General features: G+C 66.7%; 13 protein-coding genes. 5 read left to right on the top strand and 8 right to left on the bottom strand.

Annotation, left to right across the window (positions count from 1 at the left end):
• Nucleotides 1-35: 35 nt before the first annotated feature.
• The gene (locus QQ25_RS24855; protein WP_039381781.1) at nucleotides 36-1,979 is read left to right on the top strand and encodes a heavy metal translocating P-type ATPase; all 1,944 of its coding nucleotides are present in this window, start codon (nucleotides 36-38) and stop codon (nucleotides 1,977-1,979) included.
• Nucleotides 1,980-2,048: 69 nt separating this feature from the next.
• On the opposite strand, the gene QQ25_RS24850 is transcribed toward QQ25_RS24855, so the two are convergent.
• The 8 genes from QQ25_RS24850 to QQ25_RS30280 all read right to left on the bottom strand — a co-directional run bounded on the left by QQ25_RS24850 (nucleotide 2,049) and on the right by QQ25_RS30280 (nucleotide 13,044).
• Nucleotides 2,049-3,929 carry a propionyl-CoA synthetase gene (locus QQ25_RS24850; RefSeq protein WP_039381590.1) on the bottom strand — a complete coding sequence of 627 codons (1,881 nt, stop codon included), beginning with the start codon at nucleotides 3,927-3,929 and terminating at the stop codon, nucleotides 2,049-2,051.
• A 70-nt stretch (nucleotides 3,930-3,999) separates the two neighbouring features.
• The gene (locus QQ25_RS24845) at nucleotides 4,000-4,905 is read right to left on the bottom strand and encodes a hypothetical protein (protein ID WP_039381589.1); all 906 of its coding nucleotides are present in this window, start codon (nucleotides 4,903-4,905) and stop codon (nucleotides 4,000-4,002) included.
• A gap of 110 nt (nucleotides 4,906-5,015) precedes the next feature.
• The gene (locus QQ25_RS24840; protein ID WP_039324252.1) at nucleotides 5,016-5,717 is read right to left on the bottom strand and encodes a response regulator; all 702 of its coding nucleotides are present in this window, start codon (nucleotides 5,715-5,717) and stop codon (nucleotides 5,016-5,018) included.
• Nucleotides 5,714-8,251, bottom strand: coding sequence for a DUF4118 domain-containing protein (locus QQ25_RS24835; RefSeq protein ID WP_039324250.1), 2,538 nt, complete (start codon nucleotides 8,249-8,251; stop codon nucleotides 5,714-5,716). The genes QQ25_RS24840 and QQ25_RS24835 overlap by 4 nt, the downstream gene beginning before the upstream one ends.
• 19 nt (nucleotides 8,252-8,270) lie before the next feature.
• A complete protein-coding gene (locus QQ25_RS24830; protein ID WP_039381588.1) occupies nucleotides 8,271-9,131 on the bottom strand; it encodes a potassium-transporting ATPase subunit C in 861 nt (286 codons plus the stop codon).
• A gap of 1 nt (nucleotide 9,132) precedes the next feature.
• On the bottom strand, nucleotides 9,133-11,283 hold the full coding sequence (kdpB, locus tag QQ25_RS24825) for a potassium-transporting ATPase subunit KdpB (RefSeq protein WP_039381587.1): 2,151 nt from the start codon (nucleotides 11,281-11,283) through the stop codon (nucleotides 9,133-9,135).
• Nucleotide 11,284: 1 nt separating this feature from the next.
• Complete coding sequence (gene kdpA / locus QQ25_RS24820; protein ID WP_039381586.1) at nucleotides 11,285-12,955, bottom strand: potassium-transporting ATPase subunit KdpA; 1,671 nt, start codon at nucleotides 12,953-12,955, stop codon at nucleotides 11,285-11,287.
• On the bottom strand, nucleotides 12,955-13,044 hold the full coding sequence (locus QQ25_RS30280) for a potassium-transporting ATPase subunit F (RefSeq protein ID WP_064875884.1): 90 nt from the start codon (nucleotides 13,042-13,044) through the stop codon (nucleotides 12,955-12,957). The genes kdpA (QQ25_RS24820) and QQ25_RS30280 overlap by 1 nt, the downstream gene beginning before the upstream one ends.
• A gap of 373 nt (nucleotides 13,045-13,417) precedes the next feature.
• Here QQ25_RS30280 and kdpA (QQ25_RS24810) point away from each other — a divergent pair, with 373 nt between their 5' ends.
• The 4 genes from kdpA (QQ25_RS24810) to QQ25_RS24795 all read left to right on the top strand — a co-directional run bounded on the left by kdpA (QQ25_RS24810) (nucleotide 13,418) and on the right by QQ25_RS24795 (nucleotide 17,858).
• A complete protein-coding gene (kdpA, locus tag QQ25_RS24810; protein ID WP_082017679.1) occupies nucleotides 13,418-15,076 on the top strand; it encodes a potassium-transporting ATPase subunit KdpA in 1,659 nt (552 codons plus the stop codon).
• A gap of 151 nt (nucleotides 15,077-15,227) precedes the next feature.
• Complete coding sequence (locus QQ25_RS24805) at nucleotides 15,228-15,968, top strand: type III PLP-dependent enzyme domain-containing protein (RefSeq protein WP_039381585.1); 741 nt, start codon at nucleotides 15,228-15,230, stop codon at nucleotides 15,966-15,968.
• Nucleotides 15,969-16,078: 110 nt separating this feature from the next.
• Entirely contained in the window at nucleotides 16,079-17,275 is a 1,197-nt protein-coding gene (locus tag QQ25_RS24800; protein WP_234711977.1) for an FAD-dependent oxidoreductase, read from the top strand.
• Between the two features lie 10 nt (nucleotides 17,276-17,285).
• Nucleotides 17,286-17,858 carry a DUF4389 domain-containing protein gene (locus tag QQ25_RS24795; RefSeq protein WP_039381775.1) on the top strand — a complete coding sequence of 191 codons (573 nt, stop codon included), beginning with the start codon at nucleotides 17,286-17,288 and terminating at the stop codon, nucleotides 17,856-17,858.
• Nucleotides 17,859-17,914 lie beyond the last annotated feature (56 nt).

The following is a 17,914-nucleotide window of genomic DNA, read 5'->3' as shown; positions in this document are numbered from 1 at the left end:
TGTGTGTTGGCGAGAGTGGGAGGGAGGTGCAGTTCATGACCGCAGTGTCGACCGACCCGTTATCTGCGCCAGAGGGCGACGCCCGGCGGATCGGGCCGCCAGGCATCGGCACCTGGATCGGGTCCCTGGCGTCGGTGCGCTGGGCCGCCGCCGCCCTCGTCTTGATGCTGGCCGCGGTGACCGCTCAGCTCGCCGATGCGCCGGCTCCGCTGTGGTGGGCGCTGTATCTGTCGTGCTATCTCGCCGGCGGTTGGCAATCGGCGGTATCCGGTGTGCAGGCGCTGCGCGACCGCACGCTCGATGTCGACCTGCTGATGATCTTGGCGGCGATCGGTGCGGCAGCGATCGGGCAGGTGTTCGACGGTGCCCTGTTGATCGTCATATTCGCGACATCGGGTGCGTTGGAGGACGTTGCCACCACGCGCACCGAACGTTCGGTGCGCGGTCTGCTCGACCTGGCCCCGGCCGACGCGACACTGCTCGAGGGCGACGCCCAGCGTGTCGTCGCCGCGGAGTCGTTGCGCCCCGGAGACCGGATTCTGATCCGTCCGGGGGAGCGGATCTCGGCGGACGGCACCGTGGTGGGCGGATCGTCGGACGTCGACCAGTCCTCCATCACCGGCGAGCCGTTGCCGGTCGCAAAACACCCCGGCGACGATGTCTTCGCCGGAACGCTCAACAGCTCTGGGGCACTGCAGGTCACGGTCACGCAGGACCCGTCGAGCACGGTGATGGCCCGCATCGTCGCAGCCGTCGCGCAGGCCTCGGCGACCAGGGCCACCACGCAGCTTTTCATCGAGAAGGTCGAGCAGCGCTATTCGGTGGTCGTGGTGGCCGCCACCGTGGCGCTTTTCGCGGTACCGCTGGTGTTCGGCGCCGATGTGCGTTCAACTCTGTTGCGCGCCATGACGTTCATGATCGTGGCGTCGCCGTGCGCAGTCGTGCTCGCCACCATGCCGCCACTGCTGTCGGCGATAGCCAACGCCAGCCGTCACGGCGTGCTGGTGAAATCAGCGGTTGGGTTGGAGCGGCTGGCCGACACGGATGTCGTCGTGCTCGACAAGACCGGAACACTGACCGCGGGTACTCCCCAGGTATCGCAGGTGGTGTCTCTCGGCGAGTGGTCGCCCGACCGGGTGCTCGCAACCGCCGCTGCCGCAGAGCAATTCAGTGAGCACCCGATCGGGCGCGCCATCGCCGCCGAGGCGGCATCCCGCGCCGTCGCGGTGCCTGAGGCCGGCGGCTTCACCGCCCGCGCAGGCCGCGGGGTCCGGGCCGTCGTCGACGGATGCCAGGTCGAGGTGCTCAGCCCGGCGGCGTATTCGGGTCCCACGGTCCCGGCCGTGGCGGAGATCGAGGCCACCGGAGCGACAGCCGTGGTGGTGACCGCCGACGGCGAGGCGGTCGGGGTCTTGGGACTGCATGACGACGCCCGCCGGGGTGCGGCGGCAACCGTGCAGGAGTTGCGCGCGCTCACCGGGGTGTCGCCGGTGCTGCTCACCGGTGACAATCACGCCGCGGCCATGCACCTCGCCGAGCAGTTGGGCATCGAAGACGTGCGGGCCGGTCTGCTGCCCGAAGAGAAGGCGGCCACGGTTCGCGAACTGGAATCCGGCGGGCGACGCGTGCTCATGGTCGGAGACGGCGTCAACGACGCGCCGGCCATGGCCTCGGCACATTCATCGATGGCGATGGGACGCACCGGAGCCGATCTTACCGTCGACACCGCCGACGTCGTCACCGTGGGAGACGATCTCTCGGCGATCGCTTCGGTGATCGCGTTGTCCCGGCGGGCCAGGCGGCTGGTGATCGCCAACCTGGTCATCGCGGCCACCGTCATCACCGTCCTGGTGGCCTGGGACCTGTTCGGGCACTTGCCCTTACCGCTGGGTGTTGCCGGTCATGAGGGGTCCACCATCCTGGTCGCGCTCAACGGGCTGCGGCTGCTGAGCAACCGGGCCTGGCCCTCGCGTCGTTAGCGCGAGCAGACGCAGACTCGCACTTCTCGACCCCGATTCGTGCGACTCTGCGTCTGCTCGCGGGAGGAATCAGGGGCGGAGCACACTCTTGAGCGCGTCGAGCACCGCGGGATCCTCGATGGTGGAGGGCACCGGCTCGTCCAGCCCGTCGGCGATGCCGCGCATGGTCTTGCGCAGAATCTTGCCCGAGCGGGTCTTGGGCAATGCCGCGACCACATCGACCTTCTTGAAAACCGCCACCGCGCCGATATTTTCACGCACCCGGTCGACGAGCTCCTGGGTGATTCCCTCGGTCGACGCGCCGCTCTTGAGCACCACGAAGCCGCGCGGCACCTGTCCCTTGAGTTCGTCGGCCACACCGATCACCGCGCATTCGGCCACCGAGGGATGATCGGCCAGCACCGCTTCGATCGACCCGGTCGACAAGCGGTGCCCGGCAACGTTGATCACGTCATCGGTGCGGCCCATGACGAACAGGTAGCCATCGGAGTCCACGTAGCCGCCGTCGCCAGTGAGGTAGTAGCCGGTGAACGCCGACAGATACGACGCGACATAACGGTGATCGTCTCCCCACAACGTGGGCAGCGTGCCGGGCGGCAGCGGCAGCTTGATGCAGATCGCGCCTTCCTCGCCGGCTTCACACCGGGTGCCGTCCGAACGCAGGATCTGAACGTCATAGCCCGGCATCGGCACCGTGGCCGAACCGGCCTTGATCGGCAGCGCCTCAACGCCCATCGGGTCGGCCGCGATGGCCCATCCGGTTTCGGTCTGCCACCAGTGATCGACGACGGGGATGCCCAGTTTGTCGGCGGCCCAGTGATAGGTGTCGGGGTCGAGGCGCTCGCCGGCCTGGAACAGGTACTTGAGCCCGGACAGGTCGTAATCGGCGAGCAGTGTGCCGTCGGGATCTTCCTTCTTGATCGCGCGAATTGCGGTCGGGGCGGTGAACAGCGCCTTGACGCCGTACTCGGCGGCCACGCGCCAGAACGCCCCGGCGTCGGGGGTGCCGATCGGTTTGCCTTCGTACAGAACGGTTGTCGCGCCCAGAAGCAACGGTGCGTAGACGATGTATGAGTGGCCGACCACCCAGCCGACGTCAGAGGCTGCCCAGAACACGTCGCCGGGCGCCACGTCGTAGATGTGGCGCATGCTCCACAGCAGGGCCACCGCGTGGCCGCCGTTGTCGCGGACGATGCCCTTGGGCTTACCGGTGGTGCCCGACGTATAGAGCACGTACAGGGGGTCGGTCGCCGCCACCGGCACCGGATCGGCAGGTGCGGCGGCGGCCGTCAACTGCTGCCAATCGTGGTCGCGCCCGTCCACCAACTCACACGGGCACTGCTCGCGTTGCAGGATGACGCAAGCCTTGGGCTTGTGCTCGGCGATTTGTAGTGCCGTGTCCAGCATGGGTTTGTATTCGACGATGCGCGTCGGCTCGACTCCGCACGAGGCACTCACCACGACGACCGGTCGGGCGTCGTCGATGCGGGTGGCCAGCTCATGCGCGGCGAACCCGCCGAACACCACCGAGTGCACCGCGCCGAGGCGGGCGCAGGCCAGCATCGCGATGACCGCCTCGGGGACCATCGGCATGTAGATCACCACGAGATCGCCCTTGTTCACCCCGAGCCCACGCAGGGCCCCGGCGAACCGGGCGGTGGCGTCGCGTAGCTCGCGGTAGGAGTAGGTGGCCTTGGTGCCGGTGACGGGGGAGTCGTAGATCAGGGCGGTCTGATCGCCACGCTCGGACACATGCCGGTCCAGGGCATTGGCACACGTATTGAGCTCGCCGTCGGGAAACCACCGGTAGAACGGTGGGTTGGTGTCGTCGAGGATGCGCTGCGGTTCCGACGTCCAGGTCACCGCTTTGGCCGCGTCAGCCCAGAAGGTGGCCGGGTCGTTGAGGCTGGCCTCGAACAGAGCACGGTAGAGCGCACGATCACCTGACATAGGAGGAACCGTAATCTGCGTCACGTTGCAACGCGGTTGCAACCCGGCGAAAAACCGGCCTGGCGAAAAACTATTCGTAGAGCCGGTAGACGCCAGGGGCGAGGTCGGCCTGCTCGGCGAATACCTGCATCGCGACCAGCATCTGCCAGTGCAGCCGCTGCAGCCGGTCGGCGAGTTCTGGACTCGGCTCGAAGATGCCGGTGTCGTCGGCCGGCGGAAGCACACCGAGAATGCGGGCCATGTCCACCTCGATGAAGGTGAAGTCGCCGTAGGGCCGCTTGGGATCCCCGGCGGCTGCCGGATACTCACCTGCTGCGAAACGGTCCTCGCAGTCGGATGTGGACGGCCAGCGGATGTCGATGTCCCGCAACAGCTGCAGATGGTCATCGGTGATCGCGACGTGGCCGTCGGCGTCGAGCCCGAGGTCGGTATCGGTGACGTCATAGCCGCGCATCGCACGGCGCACGTCGTCCGCGCTGATGTTGCGCAGCGGGTGGCGGCCCGGTTCCAGCGCGCCGTGCTTCAACGCTCGGCTGAGCACGAAGAACATCTCCACATGCCGCCGCGCGAGATCCGCGTCGTCATCGGTTTCGAACGTCTCACCGAGTTGCCTCAGGAGGTCGGGGCGCCCGTACGGCTGTTTCGGATCGAGCATCGGCGCGCCCCGCTCGGCGCCGTCCCAGGTGAACCGCATCAGTCGTAGCAGGTCGATGTGGCGTGGCGTGATCTCGAAGGATCCTTCGCCGAACCACGCGCCGTCGGCCAACGCACAGGCGGACTCAGGGTCGAGCCAGATCGCCGCAATCGGGGCGGGGACCTTCTTGGCGGCGGCGGTGTCTTCGTCGGCGCCGCCCATCTTGCGCAGCATCATGTCGCGCGCAGCGGTGTCGAGGGCCTCGCCGTGGTCGGCGCCGGCGCTGCGCGACCTTCGGTAGGCGTCGGCAAAGCCGACCATGAACTTCAACCGGTCCAGCATCGTCGGACTCCTCCCGTGCGCGGGCAACCCCGCAAGCGGCGGGGGCCCGCAGCCAAGTTACCGACAGTCCGGGGAATTCGGGACTTCAGCACCTGCTCGTCGGAGAAAATTCACTCCTGGAAGCGGTAGCCCATACCCGCCTCGGTCAGCAGGTGCACCGGGTGCGACGGATCGTCCTCGAGCTTGCGGCGCAGCTGCGCCAGATACACCCGCAGATAGTGAGTCTCCTTGGCGTAGGCCGGTCCCCACACCTCACGCAACAGCTCTTCGCGGCCCACCAGCTTGCCGCGGTTACGCACCAGCATCTCGAGCATGCCCCACTCGGTGGGGGTCAGGTGCACCTCGGTGTTGTTCTTGGTCACCTTCTTGGCGGCCAGATCCACTGTGAACGACGATGTTTCGATCACCGGCTCATCGGTTTCGGATGCCGCCGCCCCGCGGCGTACCGCGGCACGCAGCCGGGCCAGGAACTCGTCCATACCGAAGGGTTTCGTGACGTAATCATCGGCGCCGGCATCGAGAGCCTCCACCTTGTCGGACGAGTCGGTGCGGGCCGAGAGCACGATCACCGGTGCCGACAACCAGCCGCGGAGGCCGGCCAGCACGTCGATTCCCGACATGTCGGGAAGGCCGAGATCGAGCACGATCACGTCGGGTCGGTGATCGGCCGCAGCGCGCAGCCCCTGCCCGCCGTTGGTGGCGGTGTCGACCTCATAGCCGCGCACTGACAGGTTGATCCGCAGCGCACGCAGGATCTGGGGTTCGTCATCGATCACCAGGACACGGGTCTTGGCAGCGTTGGTGGATGTCATGCTGATTCGTCCTTCGGCGGTGCAGCAAGGTCGATTTCGACGGTCAGGCCACCGCCGGGGGTATCGGTCGCCGAGATTGTCCCGCCCATGGCCTCGACGAAGCCGCGGGCGACGGACAGACCGAGCCCGACGCCGATGGTGGTGTTGTGATCGCCCAGGCGCTGGAACGGTGCGAAAAGTTGTTCCTCGGCGCCGCGCGGCATCCCGGGCCCCTCGTCGATCACCGCGATCAGAACCCGGTCGGCGATCTGCCCGGCGCTGACCCGGATGGGGCCGTCGGGTGCATACCGCAGGGCGTTGTCGATCAGGTTGGCCAGCACCCGCTCGAGCAACCCGGCGTCGGCCATCGCCACCGCATCGCCGACCTCGACCTTCACCCGGTCCAGCCCCTCTCGCGTGAATCCGGTGGCGCCCTTGCTGATTCCCAGCAGCGCGCGCTGCGTCGTCTCCTCCAGGTAGACCCGGCGCAGTTCGGGGCGGACCACCCCAGCCGACAAGCGGGACGAGTCGAGCAGGTTGCCGACGAGCGCGGTGAGTGCGTCGACCGATTCCTCGATGGTGGCCAGCAACTCGGCGGTGTCCTCGGCCGAGAAGTCGATGTCCTCGCTGCGCAGGCTCGAGGCCGCCGCCTTGGCCGCGGCCAGCGGGGTGCGCAGGTCGTGGCTGACCGCCGAGAGCAGCGAGCGGCGCAGCTCGTCGGCCTGCGCGATGGCCTCCGCCTTGCCGGCCTCCTCGGTGAGTTCGCGCTGTTTGACCAGCCCGGCAGCCTGTTTGGCGACGGCACTGAGCACCCGCCGGTCGCGGGCGGCCAGTTTGCGCCCGGACATCAACAGCCAGAATTCGTCGTCGCCGACTTCGATCGCGGTGTCGGCGGTGTCCACGTCGGCACACGGCTTGGTGCCCACGCACGCCACGATGTCCGCCGTCCCATCGCTTTCCCTGAGCAGGCTCACCGCCCGCTGAGAGTACGTCTCTCGCAACCGTTCCAGCAGGGTGGTCAGATCGGCACCGCGCAGCACCGACCCGGCGAACAGGGTCAACAGCTCCGCCTCCTGCGAGGCCTTCCTGGCCTCGCGAGCCCGGCTCGCGGCGCCGTCGACGAGCGCCGCGACCGCCACCGCGACCAACAGGAGCACCACAACGGTGACGGCACTGTCGGGTTCGGAGATGGTGAACGTGTGGCGCGGATCGACCAGGAAGTAGTTGAGCAGCAGCCCGGACAGCAGCGCCGAAAGTCCCGCGGGTGCAACGCCGCCGAGTAGTGCGACGATCAGCACGCCGATGAAGAACAAGGCGCTCTCGCCGCCGACGCCGAGATACGGGTCCAGCACGGTGACGATGGCCAGGCAGATCGCCGAGGGAACCACGAGGCCGGCCAGCCAGGACACGACATGGCGCTGCCGCGGCGTGGCCGTCGACCACCCGAACCCGCGGCGGGCCTGCTCGTGGGTCACCATGTGCACGTCGATCTTGCCGGACTGCTGCACCACCGCGGCGCCGATGCCCTCATCGAAGATCCGGGCCCAGCGGGACCGCCTCGACGTGCCGAGGACCAGCTGGGTGGCGTTGCGTTCACGGGCGAAATCCATGAGTGCGGTCGGTACGTCGTCGCCGACGACGGTGTGCAGGGTGGCCCCGAGGCTGATGGCCAGCTCCCGCACCTTGCCCATCTGCGGTGCCGAAACCCCCGACAGGCCGTCCCCGCGGACGACGTGCACCACCATCAGTTCGGCACTCGATTTCGACGCGATCCGGGATGCCCTGCGCACCAGGGTTTCCGACTCGGCACCGCCGGTGACGGCGACCACCACGCGTTCGCGGGCCTCCCACGTGTCCGTGATCTTGTTGTCGGCACGGTACTTGGCCAACGCGGCGTCGACCTGGTCCGCCAGCCACAGCAAGGCCAATTCCCGTAGCGCGGTGAGATTTCCGCGCCGGAAGTAGTTGGACAGCGCGGCATCGACGCGCTCGGGCGCGTACACGTTGCCGTGAGACAGCCTGCGGCGCAGTGCCTCCGGGGTGATGTCGACCAGCTCGATCTGGTCGGCTGCCCGGACCACTTCGTCGGGGACCTTCTCCTGCTGCTCGATTCCGGTGATCTGGGTGACCACGTCGTTGAGGCTTTCCAGATGCTGGACGTTGACCGTGGAGATCACGGTGATCCCGGCGGCGAGCAGCTCCTCGACGTCCTGCCAGCGCTTGGGGTTCTTGCTGCCCGGGGTGTTCGTGTGGGCGAGCTCGTCGACCAACACGACCTGCGGATGGCGCGCCAGCACCGCGGCCACGTCGAGTTCGGGGAAGTGGCCTCCCCGGTATTCGACGTAGCGCGGTGGGATCGTCTCGATGCCGTCGAGCAGGTTCGCGGTTTTCTTGCGCCCGTGCGTCTCAACCACTGCCGCAACCACGTCGGTACCCCGTTCGAGCCTGCGGTGCGCCTCGCCGAGCATCGCGTAGGTCTTGCCCACGCCTGGAGCTGCGCCCAGGTATATGCGCAGCTCACCGCGTTTGACGGGTCCCGACGACGGCGTACTCACAAGACCATCATCCTCGCGCCTACAGCGAGTCGAGGGCGATGTTGAGTTCGAGTACGTTGACCCGAGGTTCACCGAAGAAGCCCAAGGTCCGTCCCTCGGTGTGCTGGGCCACCATGGCGCGTACCAGTTCGGCGTTCAGGCCGCGGGCTTTCGCCACCCGGTTGACCTGCAGATCCGCGTAGGCCAACGAGACGTGCGGATCGAGCCCGCTGCCGCTGGCGGTGACCGCATCGGCCGGCACCTGCGGTTCGGCAGGTGCGCTGCCGCGGATCGGCACGATCTGGCCTGCGCTGTAGTCCTCACCTGACTTTGCGCATTCGACCCGCACGCCCTCATAGGCGTCCAGGAACGGCGCCCTCGCGGTGTCGCATGGCTCGTTGACGCTGATCACCCGTGTCGGGTGGATGACGTTTCCGCGTGCGTCCCGCGGACCGAGCACCGACAGCACCGCTCCGACACCGCCTCCGGTGCAGAACGGGCGGGCACCGTCGACGCCGTCGAGCTTTCCGATCGCGGCGCTGCGCGAGCACACCAGGGTGAGCAGGCTCGGCTTGTCGGGTGCATCGACGATGCTCTCCGGGCCCAGGTTGCTCGCGCTGGTGGCCATGGGGTCGTAGCCGTCACCGGCCATCGACGGGCGGCTCTGGAAGTAGCGGGGTAGGGGATTGCCGTCGGCATCGGTGAAGGACTGGCCGATCAGACTGCTGCCCACCGGCTTTCCGTTCACCTCGATCAGCGATCCGTCGGCCTTGTCGCGCAGGCCCGGGATCTGGGCCACCAGCCAGATGAAGATCGGATACCCGATGCCCAGGATCACGGTGAGCACCAGAAGGGCCCGCAGGGCGGCTGCATGTTGACGGAGCAAGTTGGAGAATTTCATGTCACATTCCCGGGAAGAGTTGGACGACGAGGTCGATCAGCTTGATGCCGATGAACGGCGCGATGATGCCGCCGAGGCCGTAGACGTACAGGTTGCGGCTCAACAGTTTGGACGCGCTGCTCGGCGTGTATCGGACGCCCTTGAGCGCCAAGGGGATCAGCGCAACGATGATGATCGCGTTGAAGATCACCGCGGACAGGATCGCCGATTGCGGGCTGTGCAACCGCATGATGTTCAGCAGATCCAGGCCGGGGAACAGGGCCACGAACAGCGCCGGGATGATCGCGAAATACTTCGCGATGTCGTTGGCGATCGAGAATGTGGTCAGCGCCCCGCGGGTGATCAGCAACTGCTTGCCGATCTCGACGATCTCGATGAGCTTGGTGGGGTCGGAGTCCAGATCGACCATGTTGCCGGCCTCTTTGGCCGCCGACGTTCCGCTGTTCATCGCGACGCCGACATCGGCCTGAGCCAGAGCGGGCGCATCGTTGGTGCCGTCACCGGTCATCGCGACGAGCTTGCCGCCGGCCTGCTCCTTCTTGATCAGCGCCATCTTGTCCTCGGGCGTGGCCTCGGCGAGGAAGTCGTCCACGCCGGCCTCATCAGCAATCGCCTTGGCGGTCAACGGATTGTCGCCGGTGATCATCACGGTGCGGATACCCATCCGGCGCATCTCGTCGAAGCGTTCCCGCATGCCCTGTTTGACGACGTCCTTGAGATGGATGACGCCGAGCACTTCGGCTTTTCCGTCGACCACGTGACCGACGGCAAGGGGGGTTCCCCCGGCGGCGGAGATTCCGTCGACGATGTCGCCGAGTTCGGTCGGCACTCGACCGCCTTCGGAGCGGATCCATTCGGCGACCGCGCCTGTGGCGCCCTTACGCAGCCGATGGTCACCGGAAAGATCGACACCGGACATCCGGGTGTTGGCGCTGAATTCCACCCAGTGCGCGTGGTCGAGTTCGCCGGGTGTGCGGCCGCGTAACCCGTACTCCTGCTTGGCGAACACGACGATGGAGCGCCCCTCCGGGGTCTCGTCGGCCAGGCTGGACAGTTGCGCCGCATCGGCGAGCTGCTCGGGTGTCACACCGGACAGCGGTACGAACGCGGCCGCCTGGCGGTTGCCGAGCGTGATGGTGCCGGTCTTGTCGAGCAGCAGGGTGTTGACGTCACCGGCGGCCTCGACCGCGCGGCCGGACATGGCCAGCACGTTGCGCTGCACCAGCCGGTCCATGCCTGCGATGCCGATCGCCGAGAGCAGGGCACCGATGGTGGTGGGAATGAGGCACACCAGCAGCGACACCATGACGATGCCGGAGATGCCGTTTCCGTTGAGCGCCAGGGTGTCTGCGACACCCGGGTTGTTGGCCTTGGAGAAGATGGCCAGCGGCTGCAGGGTGGCGACGGCGAAGACGAAGATGATCGTCAACGAGGACAGCAGGATGTTCAGGGCGATCTCGTTGGGGGTCTTCTGCCGGTTGGCGCCCTCGACGAGGTTGATCATCCGGTCGATGAAGCTCTCGCCCGGCTTCTGGGTGATCTTGACGACGATGCGGTCGGAGAGCACGGTGGTGCCGCCGGTGACGGCGCTGCGGTCGCCACCGGACTCCCTGATGACGGGGGCCGATTCACCGGTGATCGCCGATTCGTCCACTGAGGCAATGCCTTCCACGACATCGCCATCTCCGGGGATGACCTGGCCGGCCTCGACCACGACGACGTCGCCCTGCTGCAACAGAGGTGCGGCGACATCTTCTTCGCGGCCTGGACTCCCCGGGGTCCAGCCGGTCAGCCGACGAGCCATCGTGGAGGTCTTGGTCTTACGGAGCGACTCGGCCTGGGCCTTGCCGCGCCCCTCGGCGACGGCCTCGGCCAGGTTCGCGAAGATCACCGTCAGCCAGAGCCAGACGACGATCAGCCCGGAGAACCAGGACGGGTTGAGCACGGCAAGGATGGTGCTCCAGACAGCGCCGATCTCAACGATGAACATCACCGGGTTGCGCCACAGCGTGCGTGGGTCGAGCTTGCGCAGCGCGTCGGGCGTCGATTTCCACAACATCTTCGGGTCCAGCAGGCCGCCCTTGATTCGATTGGAACCAGTGGGTTTCTGCTGAGCGGGCGACGACGGTGAAGCGAGGGTAGGTACGGACATTTCAGTGAATTCCTTCAGCGAGGGGTCCGAGCGCGAGCACGGGCAAGAAGGTGAGGGCGACCAGGATCAGCGTGACGCCGGCGACCATGCCGACGAACTGAGGCCGATGGGTGGGCAGTGTGCCGACGGATTCGGGTGTCCTGCCTTGGCGGGCCAGGGATCCGGCCAGCGCCAGCACGAAGATGATCGGCAGGAACCGGCCGAGCACCATCGCGAGGCCCAGGGCGGTGTTGTACCACTCGGTGTTGACGCTGATGCCGGCGAACGCGGAGCCGTTGTTGTTGGAGGCCGACGTGAAGGCGTACAGCACTTCCGAAAGGCCGTGCGGCCCGGTGTTGAGCATCCCCGCCCGCTGGCCCGGCATGGCCATGGCCACCGCGGTGCCGGTCAGTACGAGCAGCGGAGTGATCAGGAAATAGGTTGCGGCCAGCTTGATCTCGCGCGGGGTGATCTTCTTGCCGAGGTATTCCGGGGTGCGGCCGACCATCAGGCCCGCGACGAACACGGTGAGGATCGCCAGCACCAGCATGCCGTACAGGCCGGAGCCGACGCCGCCGGGAGCGACCTCACCGAGCTGCATGTTGAACATCGTGATCATGCCGCCGAGGCTGGTGTAGGAGTCGTGGAACGAGTCCACCGCGCCGGTCGAGGTCAGCGTCGTCGCATCCGCGAACACAGCCGAGTTGGCGATACCGAACCGCTGCTCGACACCTTCCATCGCCGAACCCGCGGCGGTGGGGACGGTGCCGTGGGCCTGCAGCTGGAACAGCATCATCAGACTGACGCTGATGGTCGCGATGATTCCCATCACCGCGGCAATCGCGTACCCCTGCTTGGGGTTACCGACCATCCGTCCGAATGCGCGCGGCAGCGAGAACGGGATCATCAGGATCAGGAAGATCTCCACCCAGTTGGTCCAGGTGGTGGGGTTCTCGAACGGGTGCGCGGAGTTGGCGTTGTAGAAGCCGCCGCCGTTGGTGCCGAGCAGCTTGATGACCTCCTGGCTGGCGACCGGGCCACCCGGGATGGTCTGGGTGCCGCCGACGAGGGTGTTGACGACCTCGCTGTGTAGCGCGAAGTTCTGGATCGCGCCGCCTCCGAGCAGGATCAGTACGCCGACGATCGAAATCGGCAGCAGGATACGAAGATTGCCGCGCACCAGGTCGACCCAGAAGTTGCCGAGGTCGCCGGTGTTACGCCGGACCAGGCCACGAACGAAGGCCATCGCCACGGCCATGCCGACCGCGGCCGAGACGAAGTTCTGCACCGCCAGGCCGGCCATCTGCACCAGGTGGCCCTGGGTTGATTCACCCGAATAGGCCTGCCAGTTCGTGTTGGTCACGAAGCTGATGGCGGTGTTCCAGGCGAGCGCCGGTGTCATCGGAGTGCCTGGATCGTTGAGGTGCAGCGGCAATCTGCCCTGCACCAGCTGCAGGATGAACAGGAACAGGACGCTGATCGCGGAGAAGGCGAGCACGCTGCGGGCATAGGCGCCCCAGGTCTGCTCGGCCTTCGGGTCGGCGCCGATCAGGCGGTAGATGACGCGTTCGGCCCGCGAGTGCTTGTCGTTGGTGTAGACGCGGTACATGTAATCGCCGAGCGGTACGTGCACAGCAGCCACCGCGACGACGAGGACGACGAGGAAAACGATCCCCGCGGTTGTAGTAGTCACTAGAACCTCTCCGGAAACAGCAGCGCCGCGAAGAGAAACAGCGCGATGAGGATCGCCAGGCCCAGACCGACGATGTTTTCGTAGCTCACAGTCCTTCGACCAACTTCTGCACCAGGCCCAGCAGCGCAAAGATCGCCACTGTCAGCACGATGAACACCACTACGGACATGGGTTCTCCAACACGTTTTACGGCCGCCGGCTCTCGGCGACTGATCAAGGGTGCGTCCGCCGTCGGGGGCCGGCGACGATCTTTATGTCTTCTTTACGCTCGGCTGCCGGACCTTTACGGGTTCTTTCCCGGGGGCCGCCCCCGCCCTCGTCAGCGGCGTAAAGATGGTGTCAACAGCACCCGGCGGAGGCGTAGGAAATACGTAATCGCCATCGCTTTCTCGCGGCGCTGGTTCCTACCGTGTGCCGACAGTGTCGGCGCGTGAAGGAGCTGGAGTCATCGACAATCCATCGCTGTGGGGACCGGCGGCCTGGGGCCAGCTGGTCGCGATCGCCGCGTTAGTGGTGTTTCTGCATGTCCCGCTGGGTAATTACATCGCGGCCGTCTACACCGCACGCACTGACTGGCGGGTGGAGCGGGTGATCTACCGGCTGGTCGGGGTGCGGTCAGACGGGCAGCAGCGGTGGACCGGCTATCTGAGTGCGGTACTGGCATTTTCGGCTGTCAGTGTTCTGCTGCTGTACGGGCTTTTACTTTTTCAGGTGAATTTGCCCGAGCCATGGGGTCATAAAGGTATGACGCCTGCATTAGCGTTCAATACGGCAATTTCGTTTACGACCAATACAAGTTGGCAGAATTATCCGGGTGAGGCGACCCTCGGCCATGTCGGTCTGGTGGCCGGCCTTGGCGTGCACGCCTTTACGAGCCTTGCGGTCGGCATGTGCGTCGCGGTGGTTTTGATCCGCGGGCTGGCACAGTATCAGAACCAGGAGATCGGCAACTTCTGGGTGGATCTGGTGCGCACCGTGGTCCGGATCCTGCTGCCGCTGTCGGTGATCGTCACCTTGATCCTGCTGACCCTCGGCGTCGTCAACAACGTCCATGGTGCTCAGGATGTTTCGGCCATCTCCGGCGGCAGCCAGACGTTGCTCGGTGGTCCGGTGGCCACCTGGGAGTCGATCAAGTTGATGTCGGGCGACGGTGGCGGCGCCTTCAACGTCAACAGTGCGCATCCGTTCGAGAACCCGACACCGTTGACCAACGTCGTGGAAATCGTTGCGATGCTGCTCATCCCGGTGGCGTTCCTGCGGACCTTCGGTGTGATGGTCGGGGACCGCAGGCAGGGCTGGGCGCTGTTCGCCGTCGTCGCGTCGCTCTACGTACTGGCGACGGTGGCCCTCATCGCGGCGACATCGGTGCCGCACGGCACCGTCGTCCACGCCGTCGGTACGCCGGTGGAGGGCACCGAAATGCGGTTCGGTGTGCCCGGGAGCGCGACTTTCGGTCAGGCGGCCACGGCGTCCGGTGACGGCGCGGCGAACTCGTCGTATGACAGTTTCGCCAGTTTCGGCGGCGCAGTGCTGATGCTGAACATGATGCTCGGCGAGGTGGCCCCCGGTGGCGCGGGCAGCGGCCTGTACGGCCTGGTGATGATGGTGCTGCTGGCGGTTTTCCTCGGCGGACTGATGGTCGGCACGACGCCGGAGTACCTCAGACAGCGCCTGCAGGCCAGGCATGTGAAGCTCGTCAGCCTGCACCTCCTTGCCCTGCCGATCGCGGTTCTGGTCGGCACCGCGATCGCCATGGCGCTGCCCGGCCAGCGCGCGGCGATGCTCAACTCGGGGCCGCACGGGCTCGCCGAGGTGCTGTATGCCTTCATCAGTTCGGCGGCCAACAACGGCAGTGGCTTCGCCGGGTTCAGCGGGAACACCACGTGGTTCAACGTCGCGCTGGCGATGGCGATGGTGATCGGCCGCTTCCTGCCGATCATCGCGGTCCTGGCCATCGCCGGGACTTTCGCCGCCCAGCGCCCCGGTGTCGTCACCGCCGGCACGCTGAAGACCCACACTCCCACCTTCGTCGTACTGACATTCGCCTCCACCCTGCTCCTGATCGGCCTGGAGTATCTGCCGGCACTGATGGTCGGGCCGATGGCCGACGCTCTTCAGTGATCACTATGAGACGAGATATCAACGCAGCGTGAATGTTTCGGCCGTCCGCGTCAAGACACCGCAAAGATCCTGGTTCTGCCACTGTGGCAGCGGGAAGCTCGAAGCAGGCGCATGCGGCATCCGGCCGGGGCGCGGTGAAGAAGAGGTTCTGGTGACACTGACGACAGGGTTGTGGTCCACATCGGCGGCGCCGTCGACGGCACAGCAGCCGAGCGAGCAGGAGGGCATGCGCCGGTGCGCCACGTGGTGCCGCTCGCTTGATCCGGTCGAACTGGCCCTGCCCGCCTCGGCGCTGAGGGACAACAGCGTGGCCAAATGGGCCCGCGATCACGGGTTGACCGTCGAGGTCCGCAACAGCGGAGATCTCGCGACGGCAATCGGGACGGGTATCCATCCGATGCGCTTGGTGGTGCACGCCGGTGGGTTCAACGGTGACGAGCTGGTGTTCTGCAGCGCCAATCTCGGGGTGGGCCGGGTGGTGACCAACAGCGTCGACCAGGTTCGCCTGCTGGTTTCCTGTGCAGTGCGGCACCGTCGGCAACGGGTGATCCTCGGTGCGACCGCTGCCGGCGCGGTGGACGCGGTCCTGACCGGTCCTCGGGTCGATCTCGTCGGCTTGTATCGCGAAATCGATTCGGGGAAAGACAGTTTCACCGGATTTCCGGAGACGGTCGGTGATCTGATGACGGAGATGGCTGATATTCGCCGGGAGCGCGACGTGGTGCTCACCCGGGTGTGGGTCGGCGGCGGTGGATTCGACATCGGCACAGGCCCCGACGATCTGTCCGAGCTCGGCCGGGCCATTGAGACGACGCTCGACGACGCGTGCGCGACGCTGCGTTTCCCGCGGCCGGTGGTGGTCGTCTCGGCTGGGCTGCGCGGAGTTCGGTAGGCCGGTAACCGACAAACCTGTACAGCGGCCCGGCGCCGGACATAAATTGAGCCGTGGGCTCAAAACGGCCCCAGGGCCGGCACCACGTTCGATCAGCGCCGCGAGGGTCGCTGAGGATCCTCGTTGTCGGTGCGGGGGTGGGGGGCATCTCGATTGCTCGGGGATTGCTGCGGGACGGCCACGACGTCACAGTGTTCGAGCAGCGTCCCGAGGTCCGGGCCGGCGGCGGCGCCGTCACCATCTGGTCGAACGGCGAAACCGTGCTCCGGCAACTCGGCGTCGACATGGGCGGCGCGGGCCAGGAGCTGTCCACCGTACGGGTGATGACGTCGACGGGACGCCCGATGACCACCCTCGACGTGACGGCGATCGTCAACCGGATGGGTGCGCCGGTCCGGATGGTCCCGCGCCGGACCGTGCTCGAACGGCTGCTGGAAGGCTTTCCGGCGGAACGGATTCGGTGCAACAGACAGGTTGTCGGAGTCACGAACGGCAGCCGCGGGGTTCGCATCGACTTCGCCGACGGCAGTTGCGCGGACGGAGATCTGGTGATCGGCGCGGACGGCTTGCACTCCACCGTCCGCGAGATCGTCGGCGCGCCGCACGCGGAGCCCACGGGCTGGTGCAGCTGGCAGGGACTGGGCACCCTTCCGGGCGGGGCCGACCGGCACGTCGCCTTCGTCATCGTCGGGGACCACGGGAACCTCGGCCTGTGGCCGGCCGGAGGCGCCGAGGTGCAGTGGTGGTTCGATCTGCCGTGGTCACCGGACTTCGTCAGGCCAGAACGCCCGATCGACGTGATCCGCGCCAATTTCACGGGATGGTCCGAGCTGGTCGATCGCCTGCTCGCGACATTGACCGACGATGATCTGGCGCGCTCGCCCTATCCGCATTTCCGCCACCCCATTCCCGGGCCGGGCCACGGCGCGCTCACGTTGTTGGGCGATGCGGCCCACACGATGCCACCAACGCTGGCGCAGGGGACCAACCAGGCGCTGCTCGACACGATGGTGCTGTGCAAGGCGATCTCGGATTGCGGCCACCGCTCCGACGGCGATCTGTGCGGTGCACTGCGCTGGTACGAGAAGTCCCGCCGGCGCCGGGTCGCAGCGGTGTCCCGGGTGGCTTCACTCCAGGTGTCGCACGGTGAAGCAGTGCTGCGACCGGCCGCGATGGTCCCGGACCGCCTGATGACCTGGGCGTTGGCGACGTTCCTACGTGTCGTGAGCCACCGCCGGATGGCCGCGGGAATCAGCCGGGACCTCGCCACCGCGACGACGGCAGGCAGTGATGAACATGTCCGCTGACGCGGTACGGGTGCGCGGCGCGATCGACGCGCCGTCGAGCCGGCTGTGGCTGGTCAAGTGGTGCGTGCTGGCCGTGCCGCACTACCCGATCCTGATCGGGCTCTACCTGCTGTACCCGCTGGTGACTTTCGTTGCGGGAGTGGCGATCTTGTTCACCGGCCGGTACCCGAGGCCGCTGTTCGATTTCAATGTCGGGGTGCTTCGGTGGTCGTGGCGGGTGATGAACTACCGGTTCCCGATGAACACCACCGATGCGTATCCGCCGTTCACGCTCAAGCCCCGGGCCGACTATCCGGGTGATCTCGAGGTCGACTATCCCGAACAACTCTCCAGGTGGACGGTGCTGGTGAAGTGGTGGCTGTTGGGGCTTCCGCAGATCATCATGTGCTGGGCGATGGAGCCGCTGCTGCAGGTGCTTTGCGTCATCTCGGCGGTGCGGCTGCTGGCCCGCGGGACGGTCTCGCAGGACATGTTCGATCTGCTGATGGGCATGGTGCGATGGCGGTATCGGGTGGCCGTGTACGTGTCGCTGATGACCGACGAGTACCCACCGTTTCGACTGGATCTGGGGAGTTCGGATTGAACCAATCGGCGCTCACCACCGTGCAGACGATATGGGGTGCCGCGGCGTGCACCCGG

Source organism: Mycolicibacterium setense, from assembly GCF_000805385.1.
Taxonomy (GTDB): Bacteria; Actinomycetota; Actinomycetes; order Mycobacteriales; family Mycobacteriaceae; genus Mycobacterium; species Mycobacterium setense.
Note: the sequence above shows the minus strand (reverse complement) of the source record. Positions and strands in the feature narration are given on the sequence as shown.